We start from the raw sequence: 18,478 nt of genomic DNA on the forward strand, positions 1-18,478 counted from the left end.
TCCGGCCCCGGCCCGCCCCGGGGGGGGGGGGGGGGGCCCCGGGGGGGGGGGGGGGGCGCCCCCCCCCCCCCCCACCCCTCGGGCGGTGCCTACCCGTCCCGGAGGATGGCGGCGATGCCCCGGCGGGCGAGTTCCTCCTCGTGGCGGTAGCCCAGCCGGGGGGCCAACTCGAGGGCCTGCCGGTGGAGTCGCAGGGCCTCCTCGGGCAGGCCGGCGAGCCGGCAGGTCTCGGCGTAGGCGTTCAGGAAGCGGATCTTCCAGTGCTCCTCGAAGAGTTCGTCCAGCAGGGCGAACGCCTCCCGGTGGCGGGCCAGAGCCTCCTCGTAGCGGCCCATCTGCCGCAGCGCGACGCCGAGGCAGTTGAGGCACCACGCCTCGTTGTGCAGGTGCCGGTCCTCGCGGGACAGCTCCAGCGCCCGGTGCAGGTGCTCCACCGCCTCGTCGGGCGCCTCCCGGGCGACGGCCACCCCGAGGATGATCCGGGCCGTCAGGGTGGGCGGCCATGCGGGGTCGGTGTGGGGGATGTCCAGCACCTCCCGGGCCCGCTGCGCCGCCTCCTCGCGGTGCCCCAGCTGCAGCAGCGCCCACGCCTCCGCCGCGGCCGCATGGGCGGCACCCGCAGGGCAGCCGTCCTGCTCGTACAACTTCCCTGCCATCCGGAAGAGTTCGAGCGGTTCCTCGACGTGCCCCTCGTCCCATCGCAGATACCCGCGCCGCACGGCCAGTTCGGCCTCGGAGCGGACGTCCCCGCCCCGGGACAGCTGCGGCAGTGCGGCCTCGTACGCCGCGCCGGCCTCCGCCATCCGGCCCGCGTTGTAGCGGGCGAAGCCCAAGTCGCTGTGGGCCTCGCCCAGTTGCCGCGGATCGCCGAGCCGTTCGGCGGCGGCCAGCGACCGTTCGAAGAGGACGTTGAGGTGCGTGGTGCCGCAGCGCCGCGCGAAGTACGCCCGCAGGAACCGCGGCAGCTCGCAGACGTGCACGTCGGCCCCGACGGCGGCCGCCGTCTCGAAGGCGGCGATCATGTTCTCGTACTCCGAGGCGAGCCACCCGAGGGCCGCGTGCTTGTCCGCGAACCGCGGCAGTGCGGCCGGGGGCCGGCCCGCGGAGGGCGACCGGCCGGAGGACAGGAACGGCATCGCGGAGTCGGCGGCGGCCGCCGCGTGCACGTAGAAGTCGAGCACCCGGCCCAGCGCCCGCTCCAGCTCGGCCGGCCGGTCCTGCTGCCCGCAGGCCCGGCGCGCGTACCCGCGGACCAGGTCGTGCAGGCGGTAGCGGCCGGCCGTGGGCTGCTCCACGAGGTGGGCGTCGAGCAGGTCCTCCAGCACCGCCCGGGCGCTGTTCAGCGGCACGTCCGCGGCGGCGGCCGCCACGTACTCGTCGAAGGACGCCCCGGGCAGCAGGCCCAGCAGCCGGAACAGCCTGGCCTGGGCCCGGTCCAGCTGCCGTACGGACATGGCGCATGCGGCGTCGAACTCGTCCACGCCCTGCGACATCCGCTCGACCAGGATGCCCACCGTCCAGCCCGGCCGGTGCCGCAGCCGGGCCGCGGCCAGCCGCAGGGCCAGCGGCAGGCGGCCGCACAGCCGCAGCACCTCGGCGGCGGACTCCGGGTCGCGGCCCAGCCGGCTGTCGGGGCCGCCGGGGTCGCCGCTGGCCCGGGCCAGCAGCTCCGCGCTCTCCTGCGGGCTCAGGACGTCCAGTGACACCGGCGGCACCTCGTCGAGGCCCACCAGCCGGTTGCGGCTCGTGACCAGGGCGACGGACGGCCCGGCGCCCGGCAGCAGCGGGCGGACCTGCTCCGCGTCGGCGGCGTTGTCGAGGACGACGACGGCCCGCCGGCCGGCCAGCTCCGACCGCCAGCACGCCGCCAGCTGCTCGACACCCTCCTGCGGGACCCGCTCGGACGGGACGTCCAGCGCGCCCAGCAGCATCCGCAGGGCGGAGCCGGGGTCGAGCGGCTCCCGGCCCTCGGTGAACCCGTGCAGGTTCACGTACAGCTGGGCGTCCGGGAACCGGTCGGCGAGCCGGTGCGCGGCGTGCACCGCGAGGGAGCTCTTGCCGACGCCGGCCATGCCGTCGACGGCGACCACCCCGTGGCTCTCCACCGCGTCGAACACGGCGGCCAGTTCGGCCTCGCGCCCGGTGAAGTCTGGCAGGTCGCGCGGCAGATCGTTGCGGGGCCGCGGCTGCACCTGGCGGCTGCTCTTCGGCGGCGCCGGCAGGGGGTTCGAGGACCGCTCCCACAGCGGGCGCAGCGGGCGCGGGTCGCGCTTGACGATCCGGCAGAGGGCGACCACCGCGGGCCACGGCGGCACCGTCCGGCCGTTGAGGTACCGCGACAGGGACGACGAGCTCAGGCCGGTGTCCCGCGCCAGGGCCCGCACCCCGAGCCCGGACAACTCCTGGAGCAGCCGCAGCCGTTCGGCCAGCTCCTCCAGTGGTCCTGCCTGCGCAGCCCGATCCTGCATGTCCATCGGCCCCCCGTCTCGCACTGTCCCGTCCCGGCAGAAGTCTCCCCGGCCGGGTCGCCGCTGATCAAGGCCGTTCCGGGTGTCCCACGGTGTCCCACGGCCCTCGCCGGGGCGGCCCGGCCCGGCTGGAATGTACTCACACCCCGCAAGGACGGGGCACCGAAGCGAAGAGGAGCAGACCGAGATGCAGTCCCGCATGCAGAACCCCGCCGCCGTGCTGCCGGGCGCGATGCAGTCCATCCAGGAGCTGTTCAAGGCCGTGCACTCGGGCGGCGTGGACGGACAGACGCTCGAGCTGGTGCACTTGAGGATCAGCCAGATCAACGGCTGCAGCGCCTGCGTCGACGGCGGCGCCAAGTCGGCCCGCAGGGCCGGGGTGAGCGACGAGCGCCTGGCCGCGGTCGCCGCCTGGCGGGAGGCCCCGTACTTCACCGACGCGGAGCGGGCGGCCCTCGCCCTGGCCGAGGCGGCGACGCGGCTGGCCGACCGTCCCGACGCGGTGGGCGACGAGGTCTGGGACGCGGCCGCCACCCACTACGACGAGAAGCAGCTCGCCGCGATCGTCCTGATGACCGGCGTCACCAACCTGTTCAACCGGCTCAACGCCACGACGCGCCAGATCGCCGGCGCCTGGGGCTGACGGGCCCGCACCGCAGCACGTCCCTAGCATGAGAATCCTGCCCGCCCACGACCTGCACCCCGACCCGGAAGGACACCAGCCATGAACGACACCGAGAAGACCGAGGGCACCTTCGACGGCTTCACCGCCGAGGAGCGGCAGGCCATGAAGGAGCACGCCAAGGAGCTGAAGGCGGCCGCCCGCCGCGGCTCGCGTGCCGACAAGGCGGCGGAGGCGGAGGCCGCCGTGCTCGAGAAGATCGCCGAGATGCAGGAGTCGGACCGCACCATGGCCGAACGCATCCACGCCGTCGTCAAGGCCAACGCACCGGAGCTCGCGCCGAAGCTCTGGTACGGGATGCCCGCGTACGCCAAGGACGGCAAGGTGGTCTGCTTCTTCCAGAGCGCCCAGAAGTTCAAGACCCGGTACGCGACCTTCGGCTTCAGCGACCTGGCCAACCTCGACGACGGCACCATGTGGCCGGCCGCCTACGCCCTGGCCGACCTCACCCCCGCCGACGAGGCCAGGCTCGCCGACCTCGTCAAGCGCGCGGTCTCCTGAAGCCGTACGCGCCGGGGGTGCCCCCGGTGGTGCCCCGCCCGGTGCGTCCGGCGCACCCCGTCAGGGTTCGACGACGCGGAGGGTGGCCACGGCCGGGTCGGCGGCGCCGCGGACGTGGCCGGTGGGGGCCGCCGCCACGCTCTGCAGGAAGTCGACCAGGTCGGCGGTGATCTCCTCGCCGGGCAGCACGTTCGGAATCCCCGGCGGGTAGGCGGAGAGGGTGTCGGCGGAAACCCGACCGACCGCCTCGGCGGCGGGCACCGACCGGCCGGGGGCGAGGAAGGCCTCGCGGGCGGTCATCCGCACCGGCCCCGGCTCCGGCAGCACGAGGTCCAGCGGACGCCCCGAGGCCCCGGCCTCCGCCGGCAGCGCGTGCAGCGCCGCGGCGAACCGCTCGGCGTCCGGCCCCGCGCCGGCCCCGACCACGGCGACCACGGCGGCGTCGGTGGCGACCTCCACCAGCACGCCGTGCTCCTGCATCAGCCGGCGCCGTGCCTCGTGCCCGGTGATGCCGCCCGCCCGGACGTCCACGGACACCCGCAGCGGGTCGGCGGCCACGATGTCCCGGAAGCGTCCGAAGCCGTCGCTGACCACCTCGAACCGCCCGCCGGCGCGGACCGCCGCCCGCATGTCCTCGGCGGCCGCCAGCGAGGCCGAGATGCCGTCGCGTCCGCGGACCAGCGCCCGCCGGGCCTCGTCCAGCGAGGCGAGCAGCAGCGCGCTCGCGCTGGTCGACTGGGTCAGGTGGAACACCCGCTCCACCAGCGGCTCCAGCCGGTCCGCGAACGGGCCTTCGCCGAGGTGCAGCATGGCCGCCTGGGTGAGCGCCCCGCCGAGCTTGTGGGTGCTGGACACCACCAGGTCGGCGCCCCGGGCGAGGGCGTTCGCGGGCAGGTCGGGGTGGAAGCCGAAGTGCGAGCCCCAGGCCTCGTCCACGATCAGCGGCACCCCGGCCGTGTGCGCGACCCGGGCGAGGGCGGCGACGTCGGCGACCGCACCGAAGTAGCTCGGGGTGACCACGTAGGCGGCCGCGGCCTGCGGGTGCCGGGCGAGCGCGACCGCGAGGTCCCCGGCCGACACGCCGTGCGCGATGCCGGTCCGCCGGTCGACCGACGGCTGCACGAAGGCCGCGCCGAGGCCGGACAGCACCAGGCCGTCCACGACGCTGGAGTGCACGCTGCGCTGGACGACCAGCGTCCGGCCGAGGGCCTGCGCGACCAGCGCGGCGATCCGGTTGCCCTGCGAGGCGCCGTTGGTCAGGAACCACGTCCGCCGGGCACCCCACGCGGCGGCGGCCAGCCGCAGCGCCTGCTCCATCGGGTTGTCCGGGCCCAGGTCGATGCCCTCCAGCAGCGGCGGCACGTCCAGGCGCAGCACCTGTTCGCCGAGGTGGCCGGCCAGCCCGGAGAAGCGGGCGGGATCGGCGGCGTGGCCGGGGACGTTCAGCCGCAGCCAGTCGCCGGCGGTGCTGCGCCGCACGGCCTCGGCGTACGGGGCGTGCAGCTGCGCCGGGTCGGCGGAGGCCGCGGAGGCGGCGGAGACGGGAAGGGTCATGGTGCTCACCCCTCGACCGTCGCACCGCGCCGGCCATCGAGGAACCCGGTAGTTTTCTGGACATCTCCAGAAGACGTCGATAGCCGAGGCCCCGCCGTGCTCGAACTCCGGCACCTCCAGGTGCTCCGCGCGATCGCCCGCGAGGGCTCGCTCGCCGCCGCCGGCCGCGCCCTGCGGCACAGCCAGCCCACGGTCAGCCACCACCTGGCCACGCTGGAGGCGCACTTCCGCACCCCGCTGGTGCACCGAGGCGCCCGCGGAGCCGTCCTCACCGAGGCCGGCCTCGCCCTGCTGCCGCACGCCGAGGCGGTGCTGGGCCGGATCAGGGTCGCCGAGCGGGAGATCGCCGACCTGGTGGAGCACGGCACGTCGACGCTCCGCGTGGGCACCTTCCCGACCGCGGGCGCCCTGCTGCTGCCGCCGGCCGTCCGCACCCTGCACCGCAGCGGCGTGCACCTGGCCCTCACCGAGGGCGAGCTGCCGGCCCTGCTCGCGGGCCTGCGCAGCCACCAACTGCAGCTCGCGCTGGTCTACTCGCGGCCGGACGGCGGCCTCGACCTCGGCGACGAGTTCGTCGTCCACCCGCTGCTGGAGGACCCGCTGCAGCTCGTGCTGCCCGCCGACCACCCGCAGGCCGCCCGCGCCCGGGTGCCGCTGGCCGCGCTCCGCGACGAGGGCTGGATCCTCGGCGTCAGCGAGTCGGACCCGGTGGACCGGGTGCTGGTCCGGGCCTGCGCCGAGGACGGCTTCGAGCCCGTCCCGGTGCTGCGCACCGACGACTACGGCGTCCTCCAGGGCTTCGTGGCCGCCGGGATCGGCGTCGCCCTGCTGCCCCGGCTCGGCCTCGGCCCGCACCGGGACGACCTCGCGGTGCGCCCCGTCGACGGCCCGCAGCTCGCCCGGCGGATCGGGGTCGCCGCCCTGCGCACCAGCGATTCCGCCAATGCCCGCGCCCTGCTGGAAGCCCTGCGTGACGAGGCGGAACGACTGCGTCACCGCTGGTCCGAGGCCGATCGGGCCGCGGGCGGCGGGGGATGATGCCCCGTCAGCTCGGGTGGACTATGGTGCGACCATGGCACTGGAGTGGGAGCAGGTCGTCGTCGACTCCGCCGATCCGGTGGCGCTGGGCCGCTGGTGGGCCTCGGCCTTCGGCCGGGTGGTGGTCAGCGACGACGCCGACGAGTTCGAGCTCCGCCCGTCCGCGGACCCCCTGCCCGGCCTGGTCTTCCTCCCGGTGCCCGAACGCAAGCAGCTGAAGAACCGCCTCCACCTGGACTTCCGGCCGGACGACCAGGCCGCCGAGGTCGAGCGACTGCTCGCCCTCGGCGCCCGCCGCGCCGACGTCGGACAGGGCGGGGCACCCTGGGTCGTCCTCGCAGACCCGGAGGGCAACGAGTTCTGCGTACTCGGCCAACGAAGCGACCCCTGACGGGAGAACGAGCGATGCGATTCGGGATCATCGGCACGGGCACGGTGGGCCGCACCCTGGCCACCAAACTCGTCGCGCTGGGCCACGAGGTCACCCTCGGCTCGCGCACCAAGGACAACACGGCGGCGCTCGCCTGGGCGGACCAGTCCGGCCCGCACGGCCACGCCGGCACCTTCGCCGACGCCGCGGAGTTCGGCGAGGTGGTCGTCAACGCCACCGCCGGCACGGTGTCGCTGGACGCGCTGCGCCTGGCCGGCGCCGAGCGCCTCGCGGGCAAGGTGCTGATCGACGTCTCCAACCCGCTGGTCTTCTCGCCCACCGGCGAGGTCACCCTCGCCCCGGTGAACACCGACAGCGTCGGCGAACAGCTCCAGCGGGAGTTCCCCGAGACCCGGGTGGTGAAGGCGCTCAACACCCTCTCCGCCCCGCTGATGGTCGACCCGGGCCGGGTGCCCGGCCCGCACCAGCTGTTCGTGGCGGGCGACGACGCCGAGGCGAAGACCCTGGTGCGCGGCGTGCTGGAGCAGTTCGGCTGGCCCGGCGAGGACGTCGTCGACCTCGGCGACATCACCGCGGCCCGCGGCGTCGAGATGCTCATGCCGTTCTGGCTGAGGCTGATGCGGCACTACGGCCACACCGACTTCAACTACTCGATCAGGAGCGCCGACTGATCATGGCGGACCAGGCACCACCCCCGTTCGAGCCGGTCGTCGAGGACTGGCACACCGCGCTCGCCGTCGTCGCCCACCCGGACGACATGGAGTACGGCGCCGCGGCGGCCGTCGCCCGCTGGACGTCCCAGGGCAAGCGCGTCGTCTACGCGATGGCCACCAGCGGCGAGGCCGGCATCGACTCCATGGACCCGGAGACCTGCCGCGGCGTCCGCGAGGCCGAGCAGATCGCCTCGGCGAAGCTGGTCGGCGTCGAGGTGGTCGACTTCCTCGGCCACCCGGACGGCGTCGTCGAGTACGGCCTGCCGCTGCGCCGGGACATCGCCCGGGCGGTCCGGCGGCACCGGCCGGAGATCGTGATCACCACCAACTTCCGTGAGACCTACGGCGGGACGTGGCCCAACCAGGCGGACCACATCGCGGTCGGCCGGGCCACCCTGGACGCCGTCCGGGACGCGGGCAACCGCTGGGTCTTCCGGGAGCTGGTCGACGAGGGCCTCGAACCGTGGAACGGCGTCCGGCAGCTGTGGGCGGCCGCCTCGCCGGACGCGCGGCACGCGGTGGACACCACCGACTTCTTCGAGGCCGGTGTGGCGTCGCTGAAGGCCCACCGGGCCTACCTGGAGGGGCTCGGCGGCGACATGGCGGACGCCCGCGGCACGCTGGAGACCTTCGGCGCGATGGCCGGCGAGCGGCTCGGGACGCGCTACGCGTCGCCCTTCGAGGTCATCCCGCTGGGCTGACCGCCGCCCGATCCGCTGCTGTCCGACCCGCCCCCGCACGACCGGCCCCTGCCGGGTCCGTGCGGGGGCGGGTCGCCGTCCGCGGGGGAGCCGGCCGCAGGACCGTCGGCGCGGTGTCCGTCCGCGCCCGGGCCCGCCGTGTCCCGAGCGCTCGTGTCGGGACCGTCGGTACCCGGGCCGTTGATGTGTCGGCCGTCCGCGGGCCCGGCCGCCTGCTCGCGGCGCCGCCGCCGCAGCGCCCGCAGCACCATGAGGCCGGCGACCGCGCCCAGTGCGGCCAGCAGGTACACCTGGTAGCGCAGGGCGCGTTCGTAGACGGTGCCGATGTCGGTGCCCAGGACGTAGCCGAGGGTGGCCCAGACGCCCACCCAGAGCACGGCGCCGGCGATGTTGGCGGGCAGGAAGCGCCGCCAGGCCATCCCGGTGGTGCCGGCGATGATGCCGTTGGTCTGGCGCAGGCCGTCGACGAACCGGGCGACGGTCACCACCTTGCCGCCGTTGCGCTCGAAGAAGCCCTCGGCGCGTGCCATCCGGGCCGGGGTGAGCGCGACGTAGCGGCCCCACCGGTGGACGAAGGCGTGTCCGCCGGTGCGGCCGATCAGGTAGCCGAGGCAGTCGCCGACGACGGCCGCCGCGATCGCGATCGCGACCACCGCGGCGATGGACATCCGCCCGGTGCCCGCGTAGACGGCGGCGAGCACCAGGACGGTCTGGCCGGGGACGGGGATGCCGCAGTTGTCGAGCAGCACCAGCAGGCCCACTGCCAGATACCCGTAGTCGTCCAGCAGTGGGGCCAGGTAGGCCAGCGGGCCCGGCAGCGGGGGCGGGGGCAATCCCTTAGCGGCGTTCCTGCTGGTGCTCGATGACGCAGTCGGGGCCGGGGTAGACCAACCCGTCGTGGCCGTCCTCGAAGTGGACCAGGTACGGGGGCTCGCCGTCGACGCCGCGGACTTCGATGATCTCGCCCTTGCGGTCCACCATGCCGACGGACTTGCTGTGGATGTGGAGCCGGTCGCCTACGGTGGCTTGCATGATCATGCTCCTCGGTGACTCTCGGCACTGAACTGTGCTTCCACTCTGCGGCGCGCTCCGGACGCACGCAATGGGGGCAGATCGGGCCCAACCTTCCAGGTCTCACCGCTGATCACTTCCTTGCCGCCATGTCGCATCGAAATTGCAGGCTTCGATCGGCTTTTTGCGCACAGGTATGGACTTCCTGCGCTGCTGCCTCGTAGTCTCACCACGCCCGGCGGGAAGCCGCGGGCTGCGCCGACACGACGTCAACGCGGCGCGGCAGCCGGGAACTTGCCCCCACCCGGAGCACCCCCACGACCGGCAAGGATGTGCAGCCGCAGATGCAGCAACCACCACCCACTCCGCGCGGACGCCGTACCGTCGCGGCCCTGACCGCGACCGCCCTCGGCACCGTCGGCCTGCTGACCGCCGTTCTGGCGAACGCCGGTGCCGCGCACGCCGCCGCCGTGCCCGCCCTCTCCCCGACGAACGTCCCGGGCCGCGGTGCCACCGTGCCGTTCGTCGAGCAGGAGGCGGAGTACGCCGCCACCAACGGCACCGTGATCGGCCCGGACCGCAAGTACGGCAACCTGCCCTCCGAGGCGTCCGGCCGCCAGGCCGTCACCCTCAACGGGGTCGGCCAGTATGTCGAGTTCACCCTGACCGAGCCGGCCAACTCGATCGACTTCCGCTACAGCCTCCCGGACTCGCCGGACGGCAAGGGCCGCGACGCCTCGATCGACCTGCTGGTCGACGGCGCCAAGCTGAAGAGCGTCCCGGTCACCTCGAAGTACAGCTGGTACTACGGTGGTTACCCGTTCAACAACAACCCGGGCGACACCAACCCGCACCACTTCTACGACGAGACCCGTACGCTGCTCGGCCAGACCTACCCGGTCGGCACCAAGATCCGCCTGCAGGTCGCGTCGACCGCCCAGTCGCCGACCTTCACCGTCGACCTGGCGGACTTCGAGGAGGTCGCCGCGCCGATCGGCAAGCCGGCCGGCGCGCTGGACGTGGTCGCCGACTTCGGCGCCGACCCGACCGGCGCCACCGACTCCACCGCCGAGTTCCAGGCGGCGGTCAACGCGGGCGCCGCACAGGGCAGGACGGTCTACATCCCGCAGGGCAACTTCACCCTGTACAGCCACGTGGTCGTCGACCGGGTCACCCTGGTCGGTGCCGGCCCCTGGTACTCGGTGCTCGGCGGCCGCGACCCGATCAACCGCGCCAATGCGGCGGGCATCTACGGCAAGTGGGTGAACCAGGGCGGCAGCACCAACGTCAACCTCAAGGACTTCGCCGTCATCGGCGACATCCGCGAGCGGGTCGACGAGGACCAGGTCAACGCCATCGGCGGCGCCATGTCCAACTCCACCGTCGACAACCTGTGGCTGCAGCACACCAAGGTCGGCGCCTGGATGGACGGCCCGATGGACCGCCTCACCATCAAGAACAGCCGCATCCTCGACCAGACCGCGGACGGCGTGAACTTCCACACCGGGGTCACCAACTCGACGGTCACCAACACCTTCGTCCGCAACACCGGTGACGACGGCCTCGCGTCCTGGCCGCAGGACAAGCCCAACACCAACGACAGCTTCACCCACAACACCGTGGTGCTGCCGATCCTGGCGAACAACATCGTCACCTACGGCGGCCGCGACTTCACCATCTCCGACAACGTCATGTCGGACACCGTCTCCAACGGCGGCGGCCTGCACATCGCCAACCGCTACCCGGGAGTCAACTCCGGCAGCGGCACCGCCGTGGCGGGCACCGTCACCGCCGCCCGCAACACCCTGATCCGCACCGGCAACAGCGACTACAACTGGAACTTCGGCGTCGGCGCGGTCTGGTTCAGCGGCCTCAACGAGCCGATCAACGGCGCCACCATCAACATCACCGACACCGACATCCTGGACAGCTCGTACGAGGCCGTCCAGACGATCGAGGGCCCGGCGAACGGCATCAACTTCACCAACGTGAACATCAACGGTGCGGGCACCTACGCCGTCCAGGCGCAGGCCGCTGCCACCATGAAGTTCACCAATGTGAAGGCCACCAACATCGCGCAGTCCGCCACCCCGATCCACAACTGCGTGGGCAGCGGCTTCGTGATCACCGACGGCGGCGGCAACTCCGGCCTCACCGGCTCCACCTGCAGCGGCACCTGGCCCACCCCGGTGTGGACGTACAACGGCGTGCCCTCGAACCCGGGCACCTCCAGCCCCTCGCCGAGCCCTTCGCAGTCCTCGTCCCCGTCGCCCGGTCCGTCCACCTCTCCGACGCCGACCTGCCCGACCGGCACCGGCAACATCGCCCAGGGCAAGGCCGCCACCGCCTCCAGCTCGAACCAGAGCTACGGTGCGGGCAACGCGGTGGACGGTGACGCCGACAGTTACTGGGAGAGCGCCAACAACGCCTTCCCGCAGTGGGTGCAGGTGGACCTCGGCTGTGCGGTGGGCCTGTCCAAGGTCACCCTGAAGCTGCCGCCGGCCTCGGCGTGGAACACCCGGACGCAGACCCTCGCGGTCTCCGGCTCCACCGACGGCTCGTCCTTCACCACCCTGGCCGCCTCGGCGGGCCGCACCTTCGACCCGGCCACCGGTAACACGGTGACGATCGACCTCCCGGCCAACTCCGTCCGCCACCTGCGGATCACGGTGACCGGGAACACCGGCTGGCCCGCAGGCCAGCTGTCCGAACTCCAGGCCTTCGCTTCCTGACACCCGGAGACCTGGCAGCGGATGCCCGCCTCGCCGGAGGTGGGCATCCGCCCTTTCCGCTCCAGGAGCGGCCGTTCAGACTGCGGGGCGTTCGGCGAGGTAGCCGCGCAGCATCCGCTTGCACTCGCCGATGAGCGCCGGATCCCCCTCCGGGTCCACCCGGAAGGCCACCTTCAGGACGGCGTCCGCGCACTCCAGTGCCACCCGCAGTGACAGGGCGAAGCCCGGGTAGGCGAAGAGGTCGCCGCCCAGGGCGCCGATCCGTTCCGCCACCGCCGCGTTGTTGTCCAGGTCGCGGTCGAGCAGGTGCTCGTCGTCCCGCAGGTCGCCCGGCACCGCGCCGACCAGCCCGAAGTCCAGGTGCCCGAAGCCGGCCACGGTGCGCTTCATGGCCACGAACTCGTCCACCGCCAGGTCGACGAAGGCCGCGACACCCACCGGTGCGGCCCCCTCGATCCGGGCGGAGAGCCGGGCGAGGAAGCTCTCCAGGTTCCGTTCGGCCAGCGCGCCCAGCAGGCTCTCCTTGCCGGAGAAGAACTGGTAGAGCGTCCCGATCGGCACGTGCGCCCGGTGGGCGACCTCCTTGGTGGTGAGCGCGGTCGGGCCGACCTCGTCGAGCAGGCCTGCGCAGGCGTCCAGCAGCCGCTCGTACCGCTCCAGGCTGCGTTGCTGGACGGGCCGCCGCCGGACGGCCGTGGTCGGTGGCCGCTGGTCCGTCCCCGTCTGCGCCTTCATGGGATCACTGTGCCGCATCCGGCGGTACAGGCGCGAATCGCCAATAAGGGACAGGGGTACGGGGCGGACGGGCAGTCACACCGGGTGCGGGCCCGGGCCCGGGGAGTGCGTGCACGCCCGGGCCCGCACCCGCGGTTGCGGCGGAGGTCAGCCGCAGTGCTCCCAGTCGCTGAAGTACGAGCTCTGGTCGGACTCGCTGAACCAGCCGCCCCACCGCACGCACTTGCCCGCGGCGTACGCGTACACCGGGCCGGCGTACTTGGTGTAGGAGCCGGTGTCGTACTTCTCGGCGCTGCCCTGGACCTGGAGGCGGGCCGACATCTTCACCGCGGGGCCGCTCTCGCCGCGAACGGTGACGACGCAGTTGTAGCCGTTGGAGCTGTTGTAGAGCAGGTAGGTCCACACCTCCCGGTTGATCAGCTTCTCCGAGTCGACGACGCTGTAGCCGGAGCCGCAGAGCGCGGTCGGCGACGCGGCGAGGGCGGAGGCCTGCGGCGCGGACATCACGGAGACGGCACCGGCCATCGCCACGGCACCGAGGACTGCGGTCAGTTTCTTGAGCAAGGGAAGGTTCCTTTCGAGGACCGGAATTCCAGCCTGTTCACCCGCGGAATCCGGCAGCGGTAACTCCTGCCCGTTTCCTGCGGATCCACAGCCCGGATGCTAGGCAGCCCGGCAGCGGTCGTGCCAAGCGAAGCCCCTGATGAGGGCGGTCGGCGCGCCCTTTCGGTCAATCGTCGGAAATGGCGCGGCGCGGGCGGGAGTTCCGCGATCAATGCGGCTTCGGGACATGGTCGGCCGGGCTGCCGTGCCCCCTTGTCCCCGTTGATTCCGATGTAGCGGCGGAGTATCGCGCCGCAATTCCGGTATTGACGGAATGCCGTGCGTGTGGTGCCGGGGTTCCGGCAGCCGTTCCGGGCTGCCGGTTCCGCGCGGACATTGGCGTGAATCGGATGTCCGGGCGCCCCGGCCGCGGAGGCCTCAGTCGTTATGGGGGAGTCCGGCCTCGGTCAGTTCGGCGCGCAGCCGCGGCCAGGTGGCGGCGAATCCGGGGTGGAGGCGGAGCGCGTCGATGCCGGCGGGGAGGAACCACCGGTGGGCGCTGCCCTCGCCGTCGCCGCGGCGCGGGCGGAACGGCTCGGCGACGGCCGCGACGACGGTGCGGTACGCCCAGCCGCCGTGGTCGTCCACGAAGGTGTGCAGGTGCTGCAGGGCCGGGACGCCGCCGAGTTCCTCGGCGCATTCGCGGCGGGCGCCGTCCCAGGGGCTCTCACCCGCTCGCAGCGCGCCGCCGGGAATGCTCCAGGTGCGGCCGTGGTGGACCCGCCAGGAGCGGCGCTGCAGCAGCAACCGGGGCCCGTCGCAGAGGAGGAGGCCCGCGGCGCCGTACCGGCCCCAGTGCCGACAACCGCGCCGGTCCCGGACGAACCCCTCGCCGCTGTCGGCCATCCTGTCCCCCCGTCCGGTGTGCCTTCGGACATTCTTCACCCGTCCTGCCCGGGCAGGACGGGCCGTCCCGTCCAGGTGCGGCGCCCGTACCGGACGGAGCGGCTACGCCGCGCCCGGCGTCGGTCGGCCCATGGGCGGCCGGGTGTCGACCGGGTACCAGGCGGTATTGCCGGGTGCCGGGTTGAAGTCGTAGCGGATCCCGTTGCGGCCGAGTCCGACCAGTGCGAGCGAGGTGGTCGCCCAGATCCGCCCGGTGCCGAAGTCGCGGTGCTGGACGAGGGCGGCCGGATCGGTGCGGTCCAGCCCGTCGCCGTCCGCGATCGCCGGCCAGTCGCCCCACGCCTCGGCGGTCGGGGCGTCGGCGCCGTCGACGGGGGCGGTCGGCGGCTCCGGCCGGCGGACGGCCGCCAGCCGGGGCCGGAAGTGCGCGAGCCGGGCGGCCATCATCCGCGAGGCGCGCTGCGAGGACGTGCGGTGCGCGGCGAGGCCCTCCATCCCGTCGTTGATGACGGCGTGCAGCCCCGGCTCCAGCGCCCGGCGGGTCAGCTCGGTGCCGCTCCACCCCAGCATGGACACCGCGTCCGGCCCGGCGGTGATCAGGTGGAACGGGTCGTAGCGCGCCCAGTCGCGGTCGGCGAGGTCGTCGCCCTCCGCGGCCAGCAGCGGCAGTTCACCGCGCGAGAGCCGGTGCGCCGGGTCGGCGGGGAGCCCGAAACCGTTCAGGATGCAGGACAGGCGGGGGGTGCGGCCGGCGCCGCCGGGATCGACCGCCAGCCAGGTGCCGCCCGCCAGCAGGTCGAGGCCGCCCAGCAGCCGCGGCCGGTCCGGCCAGTGCCGGGCGGGCGGCAGCCAGGCCCGGTCGGCGTACTCGTCCCGTGCGGCGAGGACGACGACCGGCACCGGCGAGCCGGGATCGAAGCTGACGAACACGGTGCACACGGCGCATCCCCTCTCCTCGGCGGTCTCCTGCCTGCGATCCTCGCACGGGACCGGGCCGTCCCGTCCTGCTGTCGGGATCTGACGTGCAGTCCGGGCGGCCGAGCCCTCGCCGGCGCGGAGCGGCACGTCCGGGCGGCGGGCGGTGGTCACCGATGCGACGCGCCGGTGCGGCGGAGGACGGTCACGCCGCCGAGGTCGGCGGGTTCGAGTTCGATCGCGCGGCGGAGCTGTTCCATGCGTTCCGGCATCGGCTCCCAGCCGGGTTCGCCGGCCATGTCGATGTTCAGGCTCCGGATCTCGCGGACGTAGGCCCGGGCCAGGCCCCGGAAGTGCAGCGGCAGCCCGGGCCGGCTGTGCCCGCTGGGGGCGACGCTCACCCACAGGGCGTCGGTGGTCTCGTTCTTCCGGCTTGCGGGCTTCGCGGCGTCCCGCACGACCAGGCGGCTGCGGACGGTCAGCCAGTGCCGCATCGCGGCCTGTGTCGGACCGGACAGCGCGACGGTCTCGGTGGCCGGTACGGCCTGTGGATCGCGGTGCTGGGGAAGCCGGGTGACGCGGATTCTGCCCCGGCGGGCGTCGACGTCGCCCACGCGCAGGTGGCACAGCTCGCCGGCGCGGCAGCCGGTGTCCATCACCGTACCGATGATCGCGAGAATCCGGCTCCGGGCCTCGGACCGGCCCGGCCGGACCGCCCGCTCCAGGTGGCCCAGGAGGATGCCGCGGGGGCGGGCGGCCACCACCGGCCGGAGCACCACCTGCACGTCGCGTTCCGGAAGCACGACGGCGATCCCCGCCCCGGCACCGATGATCTGCAGGCAGACCTCCCGCACGCTCATGGACGCGGGGGAGGGCCGGTCCGGCCGGGCGGTCGGCTTGCGCCGCAGGAGGCCGAGTTCGGCTGCCGTCAGGTAGGCGGCGAGGGTGTCCGGCGCCAGCAGTTCCGTGAGGGAGCCGGCCGCCGCCGGTGGGAGCTCGCCCCGTTCCAGCGCGGTGCGGAGTTCACCGGCGACCCACCGCAGTTGCTTCGCCCGGGACTTGCCCGTGGGCGGTTCGCAGGCGCGCTCCACCACGGCGTCCAGCGCCCCGAGCGAGGGCGCTGCTTCCACCGGGACGTCTGCCATGCGGGCCACCTTAGTGCTGAGGGCGGGGCTTTTGTGATGATCGGCCAATAACTGGCCTGAAGCAAGATCATCGGGGGTCGGGTCGGCGGGGTCGGCCGTCCGCTTCGAACGATCCGTTCCGGCGTGGTGGCCGTCCTTCGGCGTCTGTCCGGGATTCCCGCGTCGCGACACCTGTCGCATGCCTCTGGTGTGCCTCATCGGCACCGGATTAACATGAGGTCGACTCATGTTCTTGTGTCGTGTTCTCTTGCCCCGTCCGTCGCCACCGTGATGCAGGGAGTCAGGCTGTGCCGAACCGACTCGACCTCCCGTCCGACTTCCGCTGGGGGGCCTCCACCGCGGCGTACCAGATCGAAGGGGCGGTGGACGAGGACGGGCGCGGCCCGTCCGTCTGGGACGTGTTCGCCGCCCGGCCGGGCGCCGTCCGGGACGGCCACACCGGGGCGGTGGCCTGCGACCACTACCACCGCCATCCCGAGGACATCGCCCTGATGCGGGGCCTCGGCCTGGACGGCTACCGCTTCTCGATCGCCTGGCCGCGCATCCGGCCCACCGGCGCCGGGCCGGTCAACCCGGCAGGGCTGGACTTCTACGAGCGCCTGGTCGACGCCCTGCTGGAGGCCGGCATCGCGCCGCTCCCCACCCTCTTCCACTGGGACCTCCCGCAGGCCCTGGAAGACGCAGGAGGCTGGCTGAACCGCGACACCGCACACCGCTTCGCCGAGTACGCCTCGGCGGTGGTGGACCGCCTGGGCGACCGCGTGCCCACCTGGATCACCCTCAACGAGCCCTTCGTGCACATGGTCTACGGCTACGCCCTCGGCATCCACGCCCCCGGCCGTGCGCTGATGCTCGACGCGCTGCCCGCCGCCCACCACCAGCTGCTGGGCCATGGCCTGGCGGCTGCGGTGCTGCGCGAGCACGGCCTGGGCGTGATGATCGCCAACAACCTCACTCCCGTGCGCCCGGCCACCGACGACCCCGCCGACATCGAGGCCGCCACGGCCTACGACGCCCTGCACAACCGGCTGTTCACCGACCCGCTGCTGCTCGGGCACTACCCCGACCTGTCGGCGTTCGGCCTCACCGAGGACCTCGACGGCACCGTGCGCCCCGGCGACCTGAAGCTCATCGCAGCCCCCGGCCTCGACGGCCTCGGCGTCAACTACTACAACCCCACCCGCATCGCCGCCCCCACCGACCCCGGTCTCCCCTTCTCCGAAGCCCCGATCGAGGGCGTCCCCCGCACCGCCTTCGACTGGCCGGTCGTCCCGGACGGCCTGCGCGAACTCCTCGTCGGCCTCCGCGACCGCTACGGCGCCGCACTCCCGCCCGTCACCATCACCGAGAACGGCTGCTCCGTCGCCGACCGGCCCGCCCCCGACGGCAGCGTCGACGACCCCGACCGGATCAGCTATCTCGCCGGCCACCTCGACGCCCTCGCCGCCGCCGTCGCCGAAGGCGTCGACGTCCGCGGCTACTACACCTGGTCCCTCCTCGACAACTACGAGTGGGCCGAGGGGTATCACCAGCGTTTCGGCCTGGTGCACGTCGACTTCGAGACGCAGCGGCGCATCCCGAAGGCGTCCTACGCGTGGTACCGCGACCTGATCACCGCCCATCGGGCAGGGCATTCGTAGGAGGTCGGGCACCTTCCCGGACAGGACGTGGTCGCCGTCGGCCGACGTGGGGTGACGGTGGATCGGGATTCCGGCCGCACCGAACGACGGCTCCGCCACGCGCTCGTCAGGGCTCCACCCCGCCGCTCGTGGGGAAGGGGCGCGCCTGCCGGGCGATGTTCGTGGGGCCGGCGGGCTGATCCGCCGTCCTACTTCGTCGCTCGGTCGCGGTTGGTGATCGAGTTCTCGATCGTGGCGGCGGTGGCTATGAAGGACTCGATGGCCTCTGCGTCCAGGTGCCGGGTGGAGATCTCCTCCAGGGCGGCCCACATGGCCTCGATGGGTTCGCTCATCGCCCTGCCCCGGTCGGTGAGCCAGACGTCCTGCGCCCGCCGGTCGTGCTCGTTGGGGCGGCGGGTGATCAGTCCGGCCTCCTGCATTCGGCGCAGGGATTTGGAGACGGTCGAGTGGTCCAGGCCGACGCTGTCCAGGAGTTCGGACTGGGTCTGGCCGTCCTTGTCGAACAGCTGCATGAGCAGCAGCTCCTGGCCCGGATGCAGGCCGAGGCTCCGTAGCATTCCGGCCGCGACGGAGCGGTGAACCCGCGCGAGGGCGAACACGGCGTAACTCAGGCGTCCGCCGTGTGCGGTGCGCGGAGGCTTCGAGGTTGACATGGGTTCGACCCGGCTTTCGTGGAGGGTTCGGGAAGATCGGGGCACGGCCCGGGCGGACCGGTGCCTGATCGACGAGAAGCGCGCCAAGGGGCGCCGTGCGCCTGCGGCACCCGGACGTGCGGCGTTCCACGGGCGTTCCGTCATGCCGTT

General features: G+C 73.4%; 18 protein-coding genes. 8 read left to right on the plus strand and 10 right to left on the minus strand.

Annotated features, from left to right (window positions below; genetic code table 11):
• Positions 1–89 precede the first annotated feature (89 nt).
• Entirely contained in the window at positions 90–2,474 is a 2,385-nt protein-coding gene (locus AB0M03_RS14000; protein WP_363491641.1) for a tetratricopeptide repeat protein, read from the minus strand.
• Positions 2,475–2,655: 181 nt separating this feature from the next.
• Between AB0M03_RS14000 and AB0M03_RS14005 the strand changes: the two genes are divergently transcribed.
• Both AB0M03_RS14005 and AB0M03_RS14010 read left to right on the plus strand, forming a co-directional pair.
• Positions 2,656–3,111, plus strand: a complete 456-nt coding sequence (locus tag AB0M03_RS14005; protein ID WP_363491642.1) for a carboxymuconolactone decarboxylase family protein — start codon at positions 2,656–2,658, stop codon at positions 3,109–3,111.
• A gap of 81 nt (positions 3,112–3,192) precedes the next feature.
• Positions 3,193–3,651 carry a DUF1801 domain-containing protein gene (locus tag AB0M03_RS14010; protein ID WP_363491643.1) on the plus strand — a complete coding sequence of 153 codons (459 nt, stop codon included), beginning with the start codon at positions 3,193–3,195 and terminating at the stop codon, positions 3,649–3,651.
• Positions 3,652–3,711: 60 nt separating this feature from the next.
• Here AB0M03_RS14010 and AB0M03_RS14015 read toward each other — a convergent pair whose 3' ends face one another.
• On the minus strand, positions 3,712–5,205 hold the full coding sequence (locus AB0M03_RS14015; protein ID WP_363491783.1) for an amino acid decarboxylase: 1,494 nt from the start codon (positions 5,203–5,205) through the stop codon (positions 3,712–3,714).
• 96 nt (positions 5,206–5,301) lie between these two features.
• Here AB0M03_RS14015 and AB0M03_RS14020 point away from each other — a divergent pair, with 96 nt between their 5' ends.
• From AB0M03_RS14020 to AB0M03_RS14035, 4 genes are read left to right on the plus strand one after another with little or no spacing between them, the layout of a single operon-like run.
• Positions 5,302–6,243 (plus strand): LysR substrate-binding domain-containing protein, encoded by a 942-nt coding sequence (locus AB0M03_RS14020; RefSeq protein ID WP_363491644.1) that lies wholly within the window; start codon positions 5,302–5,304, stop codon positions 6,241–6,243.
• A gap of 34 nt (positions 6,244–6,277) precedes the next feature.
• Positions 6,278–6,634, plus strand: a complete 357-nt coding sequence (locus tag AB0M03_RS14025; protein WP_363491645.1) for a VOC family protein — start codon at positions 6,278–6,280, stop codon at positions 6,632–6,634.
• Between the two features lie 14 nt (positions 6,635–6,648).
• On the plus strand, positions 6,649–7,305 hold the full coding sequence (locus tag AB0M03_RS14030) for an NAD(P)-binding domain-containing protein (protein ID WP_363491646.1): 657 nt from the start codon (positions 6,649–6,651) through the stop codon (positions 7,303–7,305).
• A 2-nt stretch (positions 7,306–7,307) separates the two neighbouring features.
• Positions 7,308–8,048 carry a PIG-L deacetylase family protein gene (locus AB0M03_RS14035; RefSeq protein WP_363491647.1) on the plus strand — a complete coding sequence of 247 codons (741 nt, stop codon included), beginning with the start codon at positions 7,308–7,310 and terminating at the stop codon, positions 8,046–8,048.
• Here AB0M03_RS14035 and AB0M03_RS14040 read toward each other — a convergent pair.
• Together AB0M03_RS14040 and AB0M03_RS14045 are read right to left on the minus strand one after the other, a co-directional pair.
• Positions 8,012–8,881 carry a DedA family protein gene (locus AB0M03_RS14040; protein WP_363491648.1) on the minus strand — a complete coding sequence of 290 codons (870 nt, stop codon included), beginning with the start codon at positions 8,879–8,881 and terminating at the stop codon, positions 8,012–8,014. The genes AB0M03_RS14035 and AB0M03_RS14040 overlap by 37 nt on opposite strands.
• A gap of 4 nt (positions 8,882–8,885) precedes the next feature.
• The gene (locus tag AB0M03_RS14045) at positions 8,886–9,080 is read right to left on the minus strand and encodes a DUF1918 domain-containing protein (protein WP_363491649.1); all 195 of its coding nucleotides are present in this window, start codon (positions 9,078–9,080) and stop codon (positions 8,886–8,888) included.
• Between the two features lie 323 nt (positions 9,081–9,403).
• On the opposite strand from AB0M03_RS14045, the gene AB0M03_RS14050 reads away from it, so the two are divergent.
• The gene (locus AB0M03_RS14050; RefSeq protein ID WP_363491650.1) at positions 9,404–11,791 is read left to right on the plus strand and encodes a discoidin domain-containing protein; all 2,388 of its coding nucleotides are present in this window, start codon (positions 9,404–9,406) and stop codon (positions 11,789–11,791) included.
• 75 nt (positions 11,792–11,866) lie between these two features.
• Here AB0M03_RS14050 and AB0M03_RS14055 read toward each other — a convergent pair whose 3' ends face one another.
• From AB0M03_RS14055 to AB0M03_RS14075, 5 genes are all read right to left on the minus strand, one after another.
• Positions 11,867–12,526, minus strand: coding sequence for a TetR/AcrR family transcriptional regulator (locus tag AB0M03_RS14055; protein ID WP_363491651.1), 660 nt, complete (start codon positions 12,524–12,526; stop codon positions 11,867–11,869).
• A 147-nt stretch (positions 12,527–12,673) separates the two neighbouring features.
• Complete coding sequence (locus AB0M03_RS14060; protein ID WP_363491652.1) at positions 12,674–13,090, minus strand: acetyltransferase; 417 nt, start codon at positions 13,088–13,090, stop codon at positions 12,674–12,676.
• A gap of 417 nt (positions 13,091–13,507) precedes the next feature.
• Positions 13,508–13,975 (minus strand): NUDIX hydrolase, encoded by a 468-nt coding sequence (locus tag AB0M03_RS14065; RefSeq protein ID WP_363491653.1) that lies wholly within the window; start codon positions 13,973–13,975, stop codon positions 13,508–13,510.
• 102 nt (positions 13,976–14,077) lie between these two features.
• On the minus strand, positions 14,078–14,914 hold the full coding sequence (locus AB0M03_RS14070) for an NRDE family protein (RefSeq protein WP_363491654.1): 837 nt from the start codon (positions 14,912–14,914) through the stop codon (positions 14,078–14,080).
• A 146-nt stretch (positions 14,915–15,060) separates the two neighbouring features.
• Positions 15,061–16,035: a site-specific integrase gene (locus tag AB0M03_RS14075; RefSeq protein WP_363491655.1), complete on the minus strand. Its 975-nt coding sequence runs from the start codon at positions 16,033–16,035 to the stop codon at positions 15,061–15,063.
• Positions 16,036–16,322: 287 nt separating this feature from the next.
• Here AB0M03_RS14075 and AB0M03_RS14080 point away from each other — a divergent pair, with 287 nt between their 5' ends.
• Positions 16,323–17,675 (plus strand): GH1 family beta-glucosidase, encoded by a 1,353-nt coding sequence (locus tag AB0M03_RS14080; RefSeq protein ID WP_363491656.1) that lies wholly within the window; start codon positions 16,323–16,325, stop codon positions 17,673–17,675.
• Between the two features lie 188 nt (positions 17,676–17,863).
• On the opposite strand, the gene AB0M03_RS14085 is transcribed toward AB0M03_RS14080, so the two are convergent.
• Entirely contained in the window at positions 17,864–18,472 is a 609-nt protein-coding gene (locus tag AB0M03_RS14085) for a MarR family winged helix-turn-helix transcriptional regulator (RefSeq protein WP_363491657.1), read from the minus strand.
• Positions 18,473–18,478: the final 6 nt, after the last annotated feature.

It is taken from the genome of Kitasatospora sp. NPDC051914, from assembly GCF_040680995.1.
Lineage (GTDB): Bacteria > Actinomycetota > Actinomycetes > Streptomycetales > Streptomycetaceae > Kitasatospora.

Bases quoted from the DNA above. Each gene is read 5' to 3' on its own strand.
- AB0M03_RS14000 (WP_363491641.1), bottom strand. From the start codon at position 2,474: ATGGACATGCAGGATCGGGCTGCGCAGGCAGGACCACTGGAGGAGCTG.
- AB0M03_RS14005 (WP_363491642.1), top strand. From the start codon at position 2,656: ATGCAGTCCCGCATGCAGAACCCCGCCGCCGTGCTGCCGGGCGCGATG.
- AB0M03_RS14010 (WP_363491643.1), top strand. From the start codon at position 3,193: ATGAACGACACCGAGAAGACCGAGGGCACCTTCGACGGCTTCACCGCC.
- AB0M03_RS14015 (WP_363491783.1), bottom strand. From the start codon at position 5,205: ATGACCCTTCCCGTCTCCGCCGCCTCCGCGGCCTCCGCCGACCCGGCG.
- AB0M03_RS14025 (WP_363491645.1), top strand. From the start codon at position 6,278: ATGGCACTGGAGTGGGAGCAGGTCGTCGTCGACTCCGCCGATCCGGTG.
- AB0M03_RS14030 (WP_363491646.1), top strand. From the start codon at position 6,649: ATGCGATTCGGGATCATCGGCACGGGCACGGTGGGCCGCACCCTGGCC.
- AB0M03_RS14035 (WP_363491647.1), top strand. From the start codon at position 7,308: ATGGCGGACCAGGCACCACCCCCGTTCGAGCCGGTCGTCGAGGACTGG.
- AB0M03_RS14045 (WP_363491649.1), bottom strand. From the start codon at position 9,080: ATGCAAGCCACCGTAGGCGACCGGCTCCACATCCACAGCAAGTCCGTC.
- AB0M03_RS14050 (WP_363491650.1), top strand. From the start codon at position 9,404: ATGCAGCAACCACCACCCACTCCGCGCGGACGCCGTACCGTCGCGGCC.
- AB0M03_RS14055 (WP_363491651.1), bottom strand. From the start codon at position 12,526: ATGAAGGCGCAGACGGGGACGGACCAGCGGCCACCGACCACGGCCGTC.
- AB0M03_RS14065 (WP_363491653.1), bottom strand. From the start codon at position 13,975: ATGGCCGACAGCGGCGAGGGGTTCGTCCGGGACCGGCGCGGTTGTCGG.
- AB0M03_RS14075 (WP_363491655.1), bottom strand. From the start codon at position 16,035: ATGGCAGACGTCCCGGTGGAAGCAGCGCCCTCGCTCGGGGCGCTGGAC.
- AB0M03_RS14085 (WP_363491657.1), bottom strand. From the start codon at position 18,472: ATGACGGAACGCCCGTGGAACGCCGCACGTCCGGGTGCCGCAGGCGCA.